The organism is Microbacterium oleivorans, from assembly GCF_001644225.1.
Classification (GTDB): Bacteria; Actinomycetota; Actinomycetes; order Actinomycetales; family Microbacteriaceae; genus Microbacterium; species Microbacterium gawkjiense.
Genome location: NZ_LSTV01000005.1, coordinates 394,447 through 409,976 on the forward strand (window position 1 = coordinate 394,447; position 15,530 = coordinate 409,976).

At 68.9% G+C, this 15,530-nt stretch carries 12 protein-coding genes and 2 tRNA genes; 11 read left to right on the plus strand and 3 right to left on the minus strand.

Going from position 1 to position 15,530, the window contains the following annotated elements; all coding sequences use genetic code 11:
- Positions 1-128 precede the first annotated feature (128 nt).
- The gene (locus AYL44_RS13395) at positions 129-1,163 is read right to left on the minus strand and encodes a LacI family DNA-binding transcriptional regulator (protein WP_064003773.1); all 1,035 of its coding nucleotides are present in this window, start codon (positions 1,161-1,163) and stop codon (positions 129-131) included.
- 156 nt (positions 1,164-1,319) lie between these two features.
- Between AYL44_RS13395 and AYL44_RS13400 the strand changes: the two genes are divergently transcribed.
- From AYL44_RS13400 to AYL44_RS13415, 4 genes are all read left to right on the plus strand, one after another.
- A complete protein-coding gene (locus tag AYL44_RS13400; RefSeq protein WP_064003774.1) occupies positions 1,320-3,335 on the plus strand; it encodes a beta-galactosidase in 2,016 nt (671 codons plus the stop codon).
- Entirely contained in the window at positions 3,332-4,267 is a 936-nt protein-coding gene (locus AYL44_RS13405; RefSeq protein ID WP_064003775.1) for a carbohydrate ABC transporter permease, read from the plus strand. Before AYL44_RS13400 ends, AYL44_RS13405 begins: the two co-directional genes overlap by 4 nt.
- Positions 4,264-5,163 carry a carbohydrate ABC transporter permease gene (locus tag AYL44_RS13410; protein WP_064003776.1) on the plus strand — a complete coding sequence of 300 codons (900 nt, stop codon included), beginning with the start codon at positions 4,264-4,266 and terminating at the stop codon, positions 5,161-5,163. The genes AYL44_RS13405 and AYL44_RS13410 overlap by 4 nt, the downstream gene beginning before the upstream one ends.
- A gap of 82 nt (positions 5,164-5,245) precedes the next feature.
- Positions 5,246-6,589, plus strand: a complete 1,344-nt coding sequence (locus AYL44_RS13415; RefSeq protein WP_064003777.1) for an extracellular solute-binding protein — start codon at positions 5,246-5,248, stop codon at positions 6,587-6,589.
- Positions 6,590-6,663: 74 nt separating this feature from the next.
- On the opposite strand, the gene AYL44_RS13420 is transcribed toward AYL44_RS13415, so the two are convergent.
- The gene (locus AYL44_RS13420) at positions 6,664-8,028 is read right to left on the minus strand and encodes a cryptochrome/photolyase family protein (RefSeq protein ID WP_064003778.1); all 1,365 of its coding nucleotides are present in this window, start codon (positions 8,026-8,028) and stop codon (positions 6,664-6,666) included.
- A 61-nt stretch (positions 8,029-8,089) separates the two neighbouring features.
- Entirely contained in the window at positions 8,090-9,259 is a 1,170-nt protein-coding gene (locus tag AYL44_RS13425) for a diacylglycerol/lipid kinase family protein (RefSeq protein WP_064003779.1), read from the minus strand.
- A gap of 103 nt (positions 9,260-9,362) precedes the next feature.
- Here AYL44_RS13425 and serS point away from each other — a divergent pair, with 103 nt between their 5' ends.
- The 7 genes from serS (at position 9,363) to AYL44_RS13460 (ending at position 15,477) form a co-directional block, all read left to right on the plus strand.
- A complete protein-coding gene (serS, locus tag AYL44_RS13430; RefSeq protein WP_064003780.1) occupies positions 9,363-10,628 on the plus strand; it encodes a serine--tRNA ligase in 1,266 nt (421 codons plus the stop codon).
- The gene (locus AYL44_RS13435; protein ID WP_082886214.1) at positions 10,625-11,530 is read left to right on the plus strand and encodes an HAD family hydrolase; all 906 of its coding nucleotides are present in this window, start codon (positions 10,625-10,627) and stop codon (positions 11,528-11,530) included. Before serS ends, AYL44_RS13435 begins: the two co-directional genes overlap by 4 nt.
- A 100-nt stretch (positions 11,531-11,630) precedes the next feature.
- A tRNA-Ser gene (locus AYL44_RS13440) sits at positions 11,631-11,715 on the plus strand.
- A gap of 20 nt (positions 11,716-11,735) precedes the next feature.
- Positions 11,736-13,091 (plus strand): LCP family protein, encoded by a 1,356-nt coding sequence (locus AYL44_RS13445; RefSeq protein ID WP_064003781.1) that lies wholly within the window; start codon positions 11,736-11,738, stop codon positions 13,089-13,091.
- Positions 13,092-13,165: 74 nt separating this feature from the next.
- Positions 13,166-13,257: transfer RNA gene (locus AYL44_RS13450), tRNA-Ser, on the plus strand.
- Between the two features lie 388 nt (positions 13,258-13,645).
- Positions 13,646-15,013, plus strand: a complete 1,368-nt coding sequence (locus AYL44_RS13455; RefSeq protein ID WP_064003782.1) for an AAA family ATPase — start codon at positions 13,646-13,648, stop codon at positions 15,011-15,013.
- Positions 15,013-15,477 carry a hypothetical protein gene (locus AYL44_RS13460; protein ID WP_064003783.1) on the plus strand — a complete coding sequence of 155 codons (465 nt, stop codon included), beginning with the start codon at positions 15,013-15,015 and terminating at the stop codon, positions 15,475-15,477. Before AYL44_RS13455 ends, AYL44_RS13460 begins: the two co-directional genes overlap by 1 nt.
- Positions 15,478-15,530 lie beyond the last annotated feature (53 nt).

Consider the following 15,530-nt stretch of genomic DNA (forward strand, 5'->3'; position numbering starts at 1 on the left):
ATGCCCGGTGTGGCTGTGCACGTTCACGGATTCGGTGATGAGTCGCCTGTGAACGTGCACGCAGAGAGTCGCATCGCGGCGTCGGGGATGTCAATGCGCGGGGCGGGACCTGCGCATATGTGCACGCGTCAGGCGGAGCCGCGCCAGACGACGGGGCATTCGAGGACGTGCCCGCCTGCGTCGGGGGCCTCGCCGCGGAGCTGTCGCAGCACGGACTCCGCCGCCGCACGGCCCAGTCGATCGGCCGGCTGATGCACGGTCGACAGCGGGGGATCGCAGCGCAGCGCCCACGAACTGTCGTCGAATCCGACGACGCCGACGTCGTCGGGGACGACCCGGCCGGCGGACTGCAGCACGTCCATGGCGCCCGCGGCGACGGCGTCGCTCGACGCGAAGACGCCGTCGATGTCGGGTGCACGTTCGAGCAGGGCGCGCATGCCCTCCTGCCCGTCGGAGTAGGAGTACAGCGGAACGCGTTCGACCAACTGGGGGTCGAAGCGGTTGCCGAGGGCGTCGACGAATCCCGCGAGGCGGTCCGATCCCGAGTCGCGGTCGAGAGCGGAGGCGATCATGCCGATCCGGCGGCGGCCCGTCGCGGCGAGCCGGTTCGTGATCTCGCGCGCCGCGCCGCGGTTGTCGATGGCGACAAAGGCGGCGTCGCCGATGTCGCGCGGGTGTCCGACGAACGCGGCGGGCAGGCCGAGGTCGGCGACGGCGCGGGTGATGGGGTCGCCGACGCGGGCCGAGACGATGATGACGCCGTCGATGAGGCCACCGCTCAGATAGCGGGCGAGGCGCTCGATGTCGCGGGTCGTGTCGGCGATCATGAACGTCAGCTGGTAGTCCGCCTCCGACAGGGCGGCGTTGGCCCCGAGGAGGATCGAGCCGATGTTCGGGTCCTCGACGAAGAGCGAGTGCGGCTCGTGGACAATGAGGCCGATCGCCTGCGAGCTCTGCATGACGAGGCTCCGGGCGGCGCGGTTCGGGACGAAGCCGACCTTGGCGATGGCGGCCTCGATGGCCTCGCGTGCCTCGTCCGAGACGTAAGGCTGCCCGTTGAGCACCCGGCTGACGGTGCCCCGCGAGACGCCGGCTTCCGTGGCCACGTCCTTGACGGTCGCGCGACGGCGGCGGCCCATGACATCCGTGCGATCGCTGCTCACGCGTTCATCGTATGTGCACGCACACACCGCGCACCGAGGTTCTCGACCAGTGTTGACAGCCATCGCGGGCCGTTCTACTCTGTACACGTTCACAGAGCCTCAACGCGGAGGAACACCGCTCGGACCTGTGCACGTTCACAGGATCCAGAGGAGAACATGTCGGTCCCCGCCCGCCCCTTCGAGCACGACGGCATCGCGTTCGGGTGCGATTACAACCCCGAACAGTGGACGCCGGACGTCTGGGACGAGGACATCGCGCTCATGCGCGAGGCCGGCGTCGACCTCGTCGCGATCAACATCTTCGGGTGGGCCCACCTCGAGCCGCGCGCGGGGCAGTACGACTTCGCCCGCCTCGACGACATCATCGCCCGGCTGCACGCCGCCGGCATCCGGGTGAACCTCGGCACCGGCACCGCGTCGACGCCCGCATGGCTGACGACGGCGCACCCCGAGATCCTCCCCGTCGTCGACGACGGCACCCGTCGCTACCCCGGCGGACGCCAGGCGTGGTGCCCGAGCTCGCCCGTCTACCGCGAGGCCGCCCTCGCCCTCGTCGACGCCGTCGCCGCCCGCTACGGCGCGCACCCGGCCGTCGCGCTCTGGCACGTCTCGAACGAGCTCGGATGCCACAACGCGCTGTGCCACTGCGACGAGAGCGCCGCCGCCTTCCGCACCTGGCTGCAGGCCCGCTACGGCACGGTCGCCGAGGTGAACCGCGCATGGGGCACCGCCTTCTGGAGCCAGACCTACTACGAGTGGGACGAGATCCTCACCCCGAAGGCCACGCTCTCCAGCCGCAACCCGGGTCAGGTCCTCGACTTCCACCGCTTCAGCAGCGACGCGCTGCTCGAGCACTACCGCGCCGAGGCCGAGGCCATCCGCGCGCACAGCGACGTGCCGGTCACGACCAACTTCATGGTCACGGCGCACATCGAGAACCTCGACTACTGGTCGTGGGCGGGCGAGATGGACGTCATCGCGAACGACCACTACCTCGACCACCGCCTCGGCGACCCCCGGTCCGAGCTCGCCTTCGCTGCCGACCTCTCGCGCGGCCTCGCGCAGGGCGCCCCGTGGATCCTCATGGAGCACTCGACCGGCGCCGTCAACTGGCAGCCGCTCAACAAGCCCAAGGCGCCGGGCGAGATGATCCGCAACTCTCTCACCCACGTCGCCCGCGGCGCCGACGGCGTCTGCTTCTTCCAGTGGCGGGCGTCGGTGCAGGGCAGCGAGAAGTTCCACTCCGCGATGCTGCCGCACGCCGGCACCGACTCGGCCGTCTGGCGCGAGGTCGTCGAGCTCGGCGGCATCGTCGACCGCCTCGGCGAGGTCGCCGGCTCGCGCGTCGAGACCGACGTCGCCCTCCTCTTCTCGTGGGAGTCCTGGTGGGCGAGCCAGAGCGAGACCCGTCCGAGCCAGTCGCTCGGCTACCTCGACCAGGTCCACGCCGCCTACCGGGCGCTCCACGCGAACGGTCTCACCGTCGACGTCGTCGCCCCCGGCGCCGACCTGTCGGCCTACCGGTTCGTCGTCGTGCCGGGTCTGCACCTCATGACCGAAGCGGATGCCGGGGTCCTCACCGCGTGGATCGCGGCGGGCGGCACCGCGCTCATCACCTTCTCGACCGCCATCGTCGACGAGAACGACCGCGTCTACACCGGCGGGTACGCCGGTCCGCTGCGCGAGGCGCTCGGCCTCCACATCGAGGAGTTCGCTCCCGTCGCCCCCGACGCCGCGCTCACACTGAGCGACGGGTCCACCGCGCGGCTGTGGTCCGAGCGTTCGCGCCCGACGACGGCCCGGGTCGAGGCGTCCTTCACCGACGGACCCGCCCAGGGGATGCCGGCCGTCACCCGCAACGCGTGGGGTGACGGGACGGCGCACTATCTCGCGACGCTTCTCAGCGACGCCGACTACCGTGACCTGGCGGCGCGCCTCGCCGCCGAGGCGGGGATCGCCCCCGCCGCCCACGCCCAGCCCGGCACCGGCGATCTCGAGATCGTCCGCCGACGCGGCGAGGGGGCGTCGTATCTCTTCGTGATCAACCACGGCGAGACCGAGGTCCACGTCGACTCCGACGGCGTCGACCTCGTGACCGGCGCATCCGTCGCCGGCCACGTCACCGTTCCTGCGGGAGCGGTGCGCATCATCAGAGAGGAGGCGGCCGCATGACCGCCACGGAAGTCCTCGTGACGCGTTCGTCGGCGAAGCCGCCGCGCGCGAAGCGGATCCCGCGGGCCAAGACCCCGCACAAGGGGGCGATCGCGGTCTTCACCGGACCGTTCGGCATCCTCTTTCTGCTCTTCTACCTGATCCCCATCGGGTACGCGATCTGGCAGTCCCTCCTGGTCGTCCAGCGCGACGGGCTGTACGGCGAGCCGACCGAGGTGTTCGGCGGGCTCACCCAGTACATCCAGGTGTTCCAGAACGCGCCGTTCTGGGAGTCGGTCGGGCGCGTGCTGTTGTTCGGCGTCGTGCAGGTTCCGGTCATGCTCGGGCTCGCACTGCTGTTCGCGCTGCTGCTGGACTCGCCGGTCCTGAAGGGCAAGCGGTTCTTCCGCCTCGCCTTCTTCGCGCCCTACGCCGTACCCGGCGTCATCGCCGCGATCATGTGGGGCTTCCTGTACTCGCCCAACCTGTCGCCCTTCACCGACGTCACCCGCACGGTCGACTTCCTCTCGCCCGAGATGGTGCTGTGGTCGATCGCGAACGTCGTGACGTGGGTCTTCGTCGGCTACAACATGCTGATCATCTACTCCGCGCTGCTCGCGATCCCCGCCGAGGTGTACGAGGCGGCACGCCTCGACGGCGCCGGTCAGATCCGCATCGCCTGGTCGATCAAGATCCCGATGGTCGCGCCCGCGATCATCCTCACGGCCGTGTTCTCGATCATCGGCACGCTGCAGCTGCTCGCCGAGCCGCAGGTGTTCCGCTCGTTCAGCTCGGCGGTCTCCTCGACGTACACCCCGAACATGACGATCTACGCCACGAGCGCCGTGCCGAACCCGTACCTCGCGGCGGCCTTCTCGGTCGTGCTGGCCCTGGCCACCTGCGTCCTGTCGTTCGCGTTCTTGAAGCTCACCCAGCGGAAGGCCGAGCAATGAGCCTCCTGACCCGTACGAACGGCGCCCTGGCGACCGACCTGCCGAAGACCCGCGGACCGCGCGAGAGCATCCTGTCGCGCACCGCCGCCCTGCTGGTCATGGGCGTGTTCACGCTCTACTTCCTCGTGCCGATCTGGTGGCTGTTCATCGCCTCGACGAAGGACCGCGGCCAGCTCCTGACCACCAACGCGCTGTGGTTCGCCGACTGGAACCTGTTCGCCAACATCGGCGACCTCGTCTCGTACAACAACGGCATCTACTTCCGCTGGCTGCTCAACAGCCTCGCCTACGCCGGCCTCGGGGCGCTGCTCGCGACCGTCTTCGCCGGCATGGCGGGCTACGCGCTGGGCAAGTACAACTTCCGCGGCCGCGAGGCGTTCTTCAACATCGTCCTCGGCGGCGTGCTGGTCCCTGCGACCGCCCTCGCCCTGCCGCTGTTCCTGCTGTTCAGCCAGGTGAACCTGACGAACACATTCTGGTCGGTGCTGCTCCCCAGCATCGTCAGCCCGTTCGGCGTCTACCTGGCCCGCATCTACGCGTCGTCGTCGGTGCCCGACGAGCTCATCGAGGCGGCGCGCCTGGACGGCTCGGGCGAGGTGCGCACGTTCTTCACGGTGTCGACACGTCTCATGGCGCCGGCGCTCGTGACGATCTTCCTCTTCCAGTTCGTCTCGATCTGGAACAACTTCTTCCTGCCGCTGATCATGCTGCGCAGCCAGGAGCTGTTCCCGGTCACGTACGGCCTCTACACGTGGAACACGCAGCTCAACCAGATCCCCGAGCTGCGGACCTACGTGCTGGTCGGCGCGTTCCTGTCGATCGTGCCGCTCATCGTCGCTTTCCTCTTGCTTCAGCGCTTCTGGCGCAACGGACTCGGCACCGGTTCCGTGAAGTGAGTTCCCGCCGCGGGCGGACCCCGCGGCATCCCTGCAGTACCCGTTCCTGTCACACCCGATCAATGATCAGATTGGAAATCCCATGCAGCACACCAAGAAGGCAGTCGTCGCCGGCGTCGCACTGCTCACGGCGTTCACCCTGGCCGGCTGCGCCGGCGGCAATGGCGGCACCGGCAACGGCGGCGGCGGCGCAGCCGACCCCGCGGCCTGCGCCCCGTCGGACGGCAAGGTCACCCTCGACTTCACCTCGTGGATCCCCGGCATCGAGGACGTCGTGAAGATGTGGAACGACGAGAACCCCGACATCCAGGTCAAGGTCCAGACTGGCCCCAACGGCAACTCCGGCACCTACTCGAGCTTCTTCAGCCAGCTCGAGGCCGGCAACGCGCCCGACCTCGGCCAGATCGAGTACGACGCGCTGTCGAGCTTCCGCGTGCAGGACGGTCTCGAGGACCTGGCCGCGTGCGAGGACGTCGCCGCCGCCAAGGACGAGTTCATCCCATGGACCTGGAACCAGGTCACGCTCGGCACCGACGGCGTCTACGGCATCCCGCAGGACTCCGGCCCCATGGCGCTGTTCTACCGCTCCGACCTGTTCGAGCAGAACGGCATCGACGTCCCCACCACGTGGGACGAGTACAAGGAGGCCGCCAAGAAGGTGCGCGAGGCCGGTGGGTACATCACCAACTTCTCGACCGCCGACATCAACCAGTTCGCCGGCTTCGTCTGGCAGACCGGTGGCGACTGGTTCTCCAACGACGGCAGCTCCTGGAAGGTCAACCTGACCGGCGACCAGTCCAAGACGGTCGCGGACTACTGGCAGGAGCTCATCGACGAGGACCTCGTCTCCACCTACCCGGCCTGGACCGAGGAGTGGAACAACGCCTACAACTCGGGTGAGGTCTGGACCTGGAACTCGGCCGTGTGGGGTGCCAACTCCATCTCGTCCGGTGCTCCTGACACCGCCGGCAAGTGGTCGGTTGCGCCGTCGCCGCAGTGGAAGGCGGGCGAGAAGGCCGCCGGCAACTGGGGCGGATCGTCGATCGCCGTCTTCAAGGGCACCGACCACCCGTACGAGGCCGCGAAGTTCGCGCTGTGGCTGAACACGTCCGACGAGGCCCTCACCGCCCTCAACGAGTCGGCGAACATCTACCCTGCCACGACCGAGGGTCTGACCCTGCCGTCGCTGCAGGAGGGTGTCGAGTTCTACGGCGGGCAGAAGATCTACGACGTCTTCGCCGAGGCCGCCGCGCAGGTCAACCCCGACTTCGTCTGGGGCCCGACCATGACGCAGACCTACGCCGACGTGTCGGACGGCTTCCAGAAGGCCGCCACCGGCCAGGGCACGCTGTTCGAGGCGCTCGAGGCGGCGCAGACCAAGACGGTCGACGCCCTCAAGGCGCAGTCCATCCCCGTCTCCGAGTGATGGCTCGCTGACACCACGCATCCGCGCCGCGGGTCGGGCCTCCGGGCTCCGACCCGCGGCGCGGCCGCGTTCGGTCAGGACTCGCGCGAGGCCTGCTTGACCTTCTCGTAGGCGTCGAGCGCGTTCTGCCGGGTCGCCTTCAGGTCGACGATCGGCAGGGGCGGCTGTCCGTCGGCATCCCGGTACTCCGGAGCCCACCGCCCGACGTACTCGCGGTTCTTGTCGAACTTGTCGGCCTGCAGCTCCGGGTTGAAGACGCGGAAGTACGGTGCGGCGTCGGCGCCCGACCCGGCGACCCACTGCCAGTTGAACGGGTTGCTCGCCCCGTCGGCGTCGACGAGGCAGTCCCAGAACCACTCCTCGCCGCGGCGCCAGTCGATGAGCAGGTTCTTGATGACGAAGGATGCCGTGATCATCCGCACGCGGTTGTGCATGTAGCCGGTCTCCCAGAGCTCCCGCATCCCGGCATCCACCATCGCGTAGCCGGTGCGCCCCTTCTGCCAGGCCTCGAGTGCGGAGGGCTTCAGGCGCGGCCAGGGGAACGCATCGAACTCCCGCCGGAGGTTCTTCGTCGCGAGGTCGGGGAAGTGGTACAGCGTGTGCCAGGCAAACTCGCGCCAGCCGATCTCGGACAGGAACTGCGAGGCGCCGGTCGCCTCGACCGCGGCGTGCCAGACGGTGTGCGGGCTCAGCTCGCCCCACCGCAGGCGCGGCGAGAGCATCGAGGTCGCCCCGGCGGCGGGGCGGTCGCGGGCGTCGCCGTAGTGGCCGAGGTCCTCGTCGAGGAACTCGCGCAGGCGGCGGCGGGCCGCCGGCTCGCCCGGCTCCCACGTGTCGCGCAGGCCCTGCGCCCAGTCCGGTGCGGTGGGCAGCAGACCCCAGTCGTCGAGGTCGTCCGACGCGGGGTAGCGCGAGGGTCCCGTCACCTCCCGCGGTTGGGGCAGCGGTGCGCGGGGAGCGGGCTGCGCGAGGCACGCCCGCCAGAACGGGCTGTAGACCGAGAAGTGCTTCCCCGACCCCGTCTGGATGGTCCACGGCTCGAAGAGGACGGATGCCGCGAACGACGCGACCTCGACGCCGCCGTCCCGCAGGCCCGCCTTCAGCTGCGCGTCGATCTCGCGCTCGGGCCCGCCGTAGCGCCGGTTCCAGAACACGGCGCCCGCGCCGGTGTCGTCGGCCACGTCGCGCACGACCCGGGCGGCGGGTCCACGGCGCAGGATCAGCCGCGAACCGCGCTCCGCGAGCCGTTCGGCGAGCGAGGCGAGCGAGTGGTGCAGCCACCACCGGGCCGCCCCGCCGAGCGGGCGGATGCCCTCGGACTCCTCGTCGAGGACGTAGAGACCGATGACGGGCTCGCCGCGGTCCACGGCCGCGCGCAGGGCGGGGTGGTCGGCGAGGCGCAGGTCGTCGCGGAACCAGACGATCGAAGGGGACGGCATCCCCACATCCTCGTCACCCGACGAGGCCGGCGCCGCCCCTTGCAATCCGGCGCGGAATCCCTCAGACGGCCTCGACGGAGTGCCCGCGCGGGATCGCGAGGGTGAGTCCGCCGGCGATGACGCGGACGGCGATGCGGGTCGCCTCGCCGAACTCGTCGCCGTCGAGCTGCACGGGGTGCGCCTCCTCGGCGGCGAGGTCGATGCCCTTGCCACGCGAGTAGCGCACGGAGTTGTCGGCGGTGCGGAGCGAGAGGATCTTGCGCCCGGTGCGGAACTTGCGCAGCACGCTGTTGTCCCACGCGAGGCGCCGCCAGACGAGCAGCCAGCCGAACGCGGAGCGCGGCTGCAGGATCGCGACGTCGAGTTCGCCGTCGGTGATGGATGCCTCGGGGATCAGCTCGAGCCCCGCCTGGAGCGACCCGCAGTTGGCGAAGAGCACACTCTGCACGTCGGCCCGGTGGATGCGGTGACCCGGCACCTGGTAGACGACCGGGAACGGCTTGGCCTGGGCGATCGACCGGGCGGCGCCGTCGACGTAGGCGACCCAGCCGACCTTCTTCTTCAGGTCGCTGTTCGTGTTGGCGATCATCGCGGCGTCGAGCCCCATCCCGCCCATGACGACGAACGCGTGCTCGGCGGTCTCGCCGTCGGGACGACGCAGCTGCGCGAGGCCCACGTCGATCGCGAGGGTGTCGCCGTCGAAGGTGGCGGCGATCATCGCCGCCGGGTCGTCGAGCGGGAGCCGGAGGTTGCGGGCCAGCAGGTTGCCGGTGCCGCTCGGCACGATCGTGAGGGGGACGGGCGAGCCCGTCATCGCCTCGCTCACGGCGCGGACGGTGCCGTCGCCGCCGGCGACGAGGACGGCATCCACCCCTTCTTTCAGGGCCTGGCGGGCGACGTCGTCGCCGAGGTCGTCGACGGTGGTCTCGTAGAAGAGGGGCTCGGACCAGCCGGCCGCCTTGGCGGCGGTCGCGACCTGTTCGCGCAGCGCATCGCCGTCGACCTTGACGGGGTTGTAGACGAGGGCGGCCTTCGGGCTCGGCCGACCGTCCTCGTCGGGCATCGGCTCGGTCGATCCGCTGCGGTCGACGCGGCGGGCCTCGCCCGTCTCGCCGTCCTCCGTGTCGGGCGCGATGTCGTCGGGCTCGCGGATGACGCCGTCGGGTTCTGCGGCAGCAGCCGGGTCGTGCGCGTCGTCGGAGCCGTGCGTCGTGCCGGGGTCGGTCGCCATGCGTACAGGATAGGGCCCGGCATCCGTCTCCCGGGGCCCCTTGCGCGGCTGCGCGATCCGCACCAGGGGAGGGGGGCGGGAGGCCCGCGACTAGACTCGACGGGTGATCGATCTCGCCCTCCTCCGTGACGACCCGGCCCTCGTGAAGCGCTCGCAGGAAGCCCGCGGCGAGTCGCCCGACACCGTCGACGCCGCCCTGGCCGCGGACCGTGAGCGGCGCGCGGCGATCACCGCCTTCGAGGAGCTCCGCGCCGAGCAGAACGCGCACGGCAAACGCGTCGCGAAGGCGCCGAAGGACGAGAAGGCGGCGCTCGTCGCCGAGGCGAAGGACCTCAGCGAACGGGTGAAGGCCGCCCAGCAGGCGGTCACCGTGGCCGAGGAGGCAGCCTCGGCGGCCCTCGCGCGCATCGAGAACATCGTCATCGACGGCGTGCCCGCCGGTGGCGAGGACGACTTCATCACCCTGCGCACGCACGGCGAGCCCGCGACGTTCGACTTCGAACCCCGCGACCACCTCGCCCTCGGCGAGATGCTCGGGGCGATCGACACCGAGCGCGGGGCGAAGGTCTCGGGCGCGCGGTTCACCTTCCTCACCGGGATCGGTGCCCGACTCGAGCTCGCCCTCATGAACCTCGGGATGCAGCGGGCGCTCGAGGCCGGCTTCATCCCCATGATCCCGCCGACCCTCGTCCGCGCCGAGGTCATGCGCGGCACCGGCTTCCTCGGTCAGCACGCGGACGAGGTCTACCACCTCGACGACGACGACCTTTACCTCGTCGGTACGAGCGAGGTCCCGCTCGCCGGCTATCACATGGACGAGATCCTCGACCTCGAGGCGGGCGCGAAGCGCTACGCCGGCTGGTCGACGTGCTACCGCCGCGAGGCCGGCTCGTACGGCAAGGACACCCGCGGCATCATCCGTCTGCACCAGTTCAACAAGCTGGAGATGTTCGTCTACACGACGCCCGACGACGCCGAGGCCGAGCACCTGCGCCTCGTCGAGATGCAGGAGCGCATGCTGCAGGACCTCGGCCTCGCGTACCGCGTGATCGACGTGGCCGCCGGCGACCTGGGGTCGTCCGCCGCGCGCAAGTACGACGTCGAGGCCTGGGTCCCGACGCAGGGCGCGTACCGCGAGCTCACGTCGACGTCGAACTGCACCACCTACCAGGCTCGCCGCCTCGACATCCGGTACCGCCCCGAGGGCGGCCGCACGGCTCCCGTCGCGACGCTGAACGGCACGCTCGCGACAACCCGCTGGATCGTCGCCCTGCTCGAGACGCACCAGCGCGAAGACGGCTCGGTCGTCATCCCCGAGGTCCTGCGCCCCTACCTGGGCGGCCTCGAGGTGGCGGAGCCGATCGCGTGAGCCCCGAGGGAGCGCCCGCGACCGGCGAGTTCCGCGCCGTCTCGCCCGACGACGCCGCCGAGGTGGTCGACGAGATCGCGACGGATGCCGCCGAGCCCCCGCGCGAGCGACTGCTCATCGCGCTCGACGTCGACGGCACGATCCTGCTCGAGGACGAGAGCTACAGTCCCGGTGTCGTGGACGCCATCGCCGACGCGCAGCGGGCCGGGCACGAGGTCATGCTCGCGACGGGTCGCTCGTGGGAGGGGACGCGCCACATCCTCGAAGGGCTGGCGCTCACCCCCGAGTACGTCGTGTGCTCGAACGGCGCCGTGATCCTGCGGCGCACCGGCCCAGCCGGCACCCGCGAGTACGAGCGGTTCCACACCGAGCAGTTCGACGCGTCCGAGGTGCTGACCCTGCTGCGCGACCACCTCCCCTCGGCGCGGTACATGGTCGAACTGCCCGACGGGCGTCGCCTCTACACCGACGACATGGACGAGTGGAACGTGTCGCGCGCCGACCGCGTCCCGTTCGAGGACCTCTCCGCGCAGCCGGTCTCGCGCGTCGTCGTGGTGTCGGAGGAGGGCACCGATCAGGACTTCGTCGACCTCGTGTCGCGGATCGGCCTGAACGAGGTCTCGTATGCGGTGGGCTGGTCGGCGTGGCTCGACATCGCGCCGCAGGGCGTCGACAAGGCGACCGGTCTCGAGAAGGTGCGCGAGTGGCTGGGCATCGAACCCGCCCACGTCGTCGTCATCGGCGACGGGCGCAACGACATCGGGATGTTCCGATGGGCGCGCGCGAACGGCGGACGGGCGATCGCCATGGGCCAGGGGCCCGATGAGGTGACCTCCGAGGCGTCGGAGCTCACGGCATCCGTCACCGAGGGCGGGGTCACGGCGGTGCTGAAGGCCCTCTGACCGGCCTCGTTCAGGCCGCCCACAGGCGCTGCCGCGAGAATGGACGGGTTCTGGGGTCGGCTAGACTCGGCCTGTTCGACCGGGGCTGTCTGCGCGGTCGGGAGGGTTGTCCGAGCGGCCGAAGGATCCGGTCTTGAAAACCGGTGGGCAGCAATGTCCCGTGGGTTCGAATCCCACACCCTCCGCACTGTCCGAAAGGTGATCCGTGAGCGCAAGGCATGACGCGAAGGCGACGAAGTTCCGCCGTCAACCCGTCGCCCGTCACGGAGCGCTGACGTCGCCGCATCCGCTGCGCCAGGTCTTCACGATCCTCGCCGCGGTCCTCGCCGTCGCGCTGGTCAGCACGGTCGCCATCGGCGGCTTCTACGTGTGGGATGCCGCGCGCAGCCTCGACGAGAACGGTGTGGCGATCGGCGACGACGCCGCCCTGCCGCCGCACATCGGCGAGATCGAGGGCGGCGTCAACATGCTCGTCGTCGGCACCGACTCGTGCGAGGGTCAGGACCTCAAGCTCTTCCCGCGCTGCGCGCACGACGACGGCGGCGAGCGCAACGACGTGACGATGCTCGTGCACATCAGCGACGCGCCCCGCCGTGTGACCGTCGTGTCGTTCCCGCGCGACATGATCGTGCCGATCCCGTCGTGCACCTCGCCCGACGGCACGACGTCCTCTGCGATGAGCGCGCAGATGATCAACACGTCGTACAGCTACGGGGGCCTCGGCTGCTCGGTCGCGACCGTCGAGGAGCTGACGGGGATCGACATTCAGTTCGCCGCCGCGATCCGCTGGACGGGTGTCATCAACATGTCCGACGCGATCGGCGGTGTCGACGTCTGCCTCAGCGACGACATCAAAGACCGGCACACGGGTCTCGACCTCAAGAAGGGCAATCAGACGCTCGTGGGCGCCGAGGCGTTGCAGTTCCTCCGCATCCGCCACGGCATCGGCGACGGGTCCGACCTCGGCCGCATCTCGAACCAGCAGCAGTTCATGAGCTCGCTTGTGCGCAAGCTGCAGTCGGGCGAGGTGCTCTCGAACTACCCCGCGCTGCTGAACCTCGCCAACACGGCGCTCCGTCAGGTGAACGAGAAGCAGCTGGTCCTCAGCGAGTCGCTCACCAACCCGCAGCGGATGGTGCAGATCGCGATGGCCGTCGCGGACGTCCCGTACAAGGACATCGTCTTCGTGCAGTACCCGACCGTGTATGCGCCGGGCGGCGCGCGCGTGCTGCCGGTCACGTCGGCGGCCGACGTGCTCTTCACGGCGCTGTCCGAGAACAAGCCGATCCGGGTGACCGGTTCCGCGAGCGGCGGCAACGGCGTCGAGGTCGTCGGCGAGGCCGACGACCCGAACGCGACGCCCGATCCGACCGGATCCGCGACGCCCGATCCGACCGGATCCGCGACGCCCGATCCGACCGGATCCGCGACGCCCGACCCGAGCGGGACCCCCGGGGCCACGGCGACCCCGCCGGCGGGCGAAGAGGGCGCCGTCGACCTGCCGGGCGAGATCACGGGCCAGTCGGCCAACGAGGTCACCTGCACCGTCGCGCAGCGCTGAGCCCCGGTTCGGTGAGGCGCCGCAGAGCGGTTATGCTTGCGTGGTGCATCCGCACCGTTCGCGGCCGGATGCCTGGAGACGTCGCATAGTCAGGCCTAGTGCACCACCCTGCTAAGGTGGAGTCCCCTTTAGGGGACCGAGGGTTCAAATCCCTCCGTCTCCGCCACGAGAAGCCCCGGTTCGCCGGGGCTTCCGGCGTTTCGGATGCCGAGTGTTCTTCATCACGTGCGTTTGCTCTGGCTTTAGACGTCTTGAGCTCCGACCGGGCCTCGCCATCGCGGATCCACCGCGTCCTCAGGATCCAAATCATTTTGCACGCGAAGGGCCGTGGCCGCTCACCAAGTTGCAGAGGAAAACGACATCCTGCGCACTAAGCCCAGTGGCGCCAGCCGTTACCTCGGTCCTCCCGGCGTTCCGTCGTCCGCCCGGCGAAACCCGAAGTGCGACTATGAGGTGGAACCTCCTTGACAATGAGGGGAACCGCGGCCGGGCCGACTGCGGCCGCGCGCAGCCAAAGGGCCAGCGCAAGCGACTTTATGCCCTACGATCGGCTCATGGCCGCAGCGAGAATTACCGAACTCCGCATTGGCGAATTCAAGTCCTACCGAGACGCGACGCTCCCGCTTGGCGGGACCACGCTGCTAATCGGACGGAACAGCTCTGGGAAGTCGAACGCGCTTGACGGCCTCGAGGTGCTGGCCAGGCTCGCCGAAGGTGATGACCTCGTCGACGCCTTGGATGGGCGACGACGAGAGAGCGGTGCTGTGCGCGGCGGATCGCATGGATGCGCACCGCACGGGATGAATCGCTTTCGGCTCGGGTGCGAAGTCAAGACTGATACGGACTCGTTTGAGTACGAGGTGCAAATAGAGGTGGAACCGGAGTTGCGCATCGTGCGCGAGCGTCTGGTCGGGCCAGGCATCGCTGTGAAGAGTGGTTCGATCACCCGCGGAGTCATCTTCGAGACCCGCCCTGCCGGTGAGCCGGGTATGGGGATAGACGTCGAGATCCACAACGGTCAGAGAGGGCCGAACAGTGTTTCCAGGTTCCGTGACAACCGCTTGATCCTTACTCAGATTGCTTTGGCAGTCGGCGGCGCAAACCGCGCCGAAAAGTCGGTGCTTACCGCAGTCGATACGGTGCTCGGCGCGTTGCGCGGCGTTTTCCACTTCGACCCCGTCCCCCATTTGATGCGCAGCTATGTGCAGGAGCGAGACATCGAACTGCGCCGCACCGGTCAGAATCTCTCGGCTGCCCTGGCCAATCTCCGCGAGGTCGATGCAGAAGCGTTTGCGCGAATCGAAGACTTGGCCCGTACGGTCGCGGACGAATCAATAGCGGGTATCGGATTCGTCGGGACTGACCTCGGGGATGTCATGCTTGCGCTTCAAGAAGATCGGGGTGAATCTAAAAATCTGCGCGAGATCACCCCGGCCAGGGAAATGAGCGATGGACTACTGCGACTCATCGGAATCGCCACCGCTCTTCTATCCGCTCAGACCGGCTTGGACATCGATACCCTGGTCCCGTCGATTCAGCCTGATGGGACTGGCGAGGTCAAGAGCGGTGTGCTCGTCGTCCTCGAAGAACTCGAGAACGGCCTCCACCCCTCACAGGCCGATCGGATACTCGCGCTTGTGCGCGACAGCAGTGATGGCGCGGAAACGAGCGTTCTCGCTACTACCCACAGCCCCTCCCTGCTCGATGCGGCGGAGGGTAAATTGAACGAGCACATCATTGTCTGTCACCGCGATTTCACCACTGGACACAGTCTCCTGACGCCGATCATCGATCTTCCGGGCTACGCGAAGGCGCTCGCGGAGGGTAGCCTCGGCGCCGCGCTCACCGCTGGCAAGTTGGGTGGGTCTTTGTCGGAAGAGGAAGACTTTAGTGAGTTCCGCCGGTTGCTGGGTATCGCTTGATGGGCGCGATCACCTTCATCGACACGTCCATCCTTTGCAACCTCGTTCCAGTACCTGGTTTCGATCAACATAGGGACGAAGTCGTCCGCGAGATGGGAGAGCGGCTCAACTCAGGTGAGCGGTTCATTCTCCCCATCACTGCGGTGGTGGAGACGGGTAATCACATCGCGCAACTCAAGTCCGGCCATGATCGCCTGACCGCGGCTCAGAAATTCGACGCAGTGCTGAGGACTGTCTGCGCGGGGCAAGCTCCGTGGATATTGCACGATGTCGCTTGGGACAAGGCTTTCCTCGAACAATTGCTGAACGGCGCGGACACGTCGACGAGCTATGTTGAGCATGCGCAGGCGCGTCTCGGTGCGGGAGATCTCTGCATCCTGACCGAAAGGCAAGCGTATTCGAACCGATCGCGTATACGTGCAGGTGTCTGGACGCTGGACGAAGCCCTATCCGCGCACGCCTGACTGACGAGTCGGCAGGAGCGTCTGCGGGACCATTTCCGAGCACTGGCGGCTGT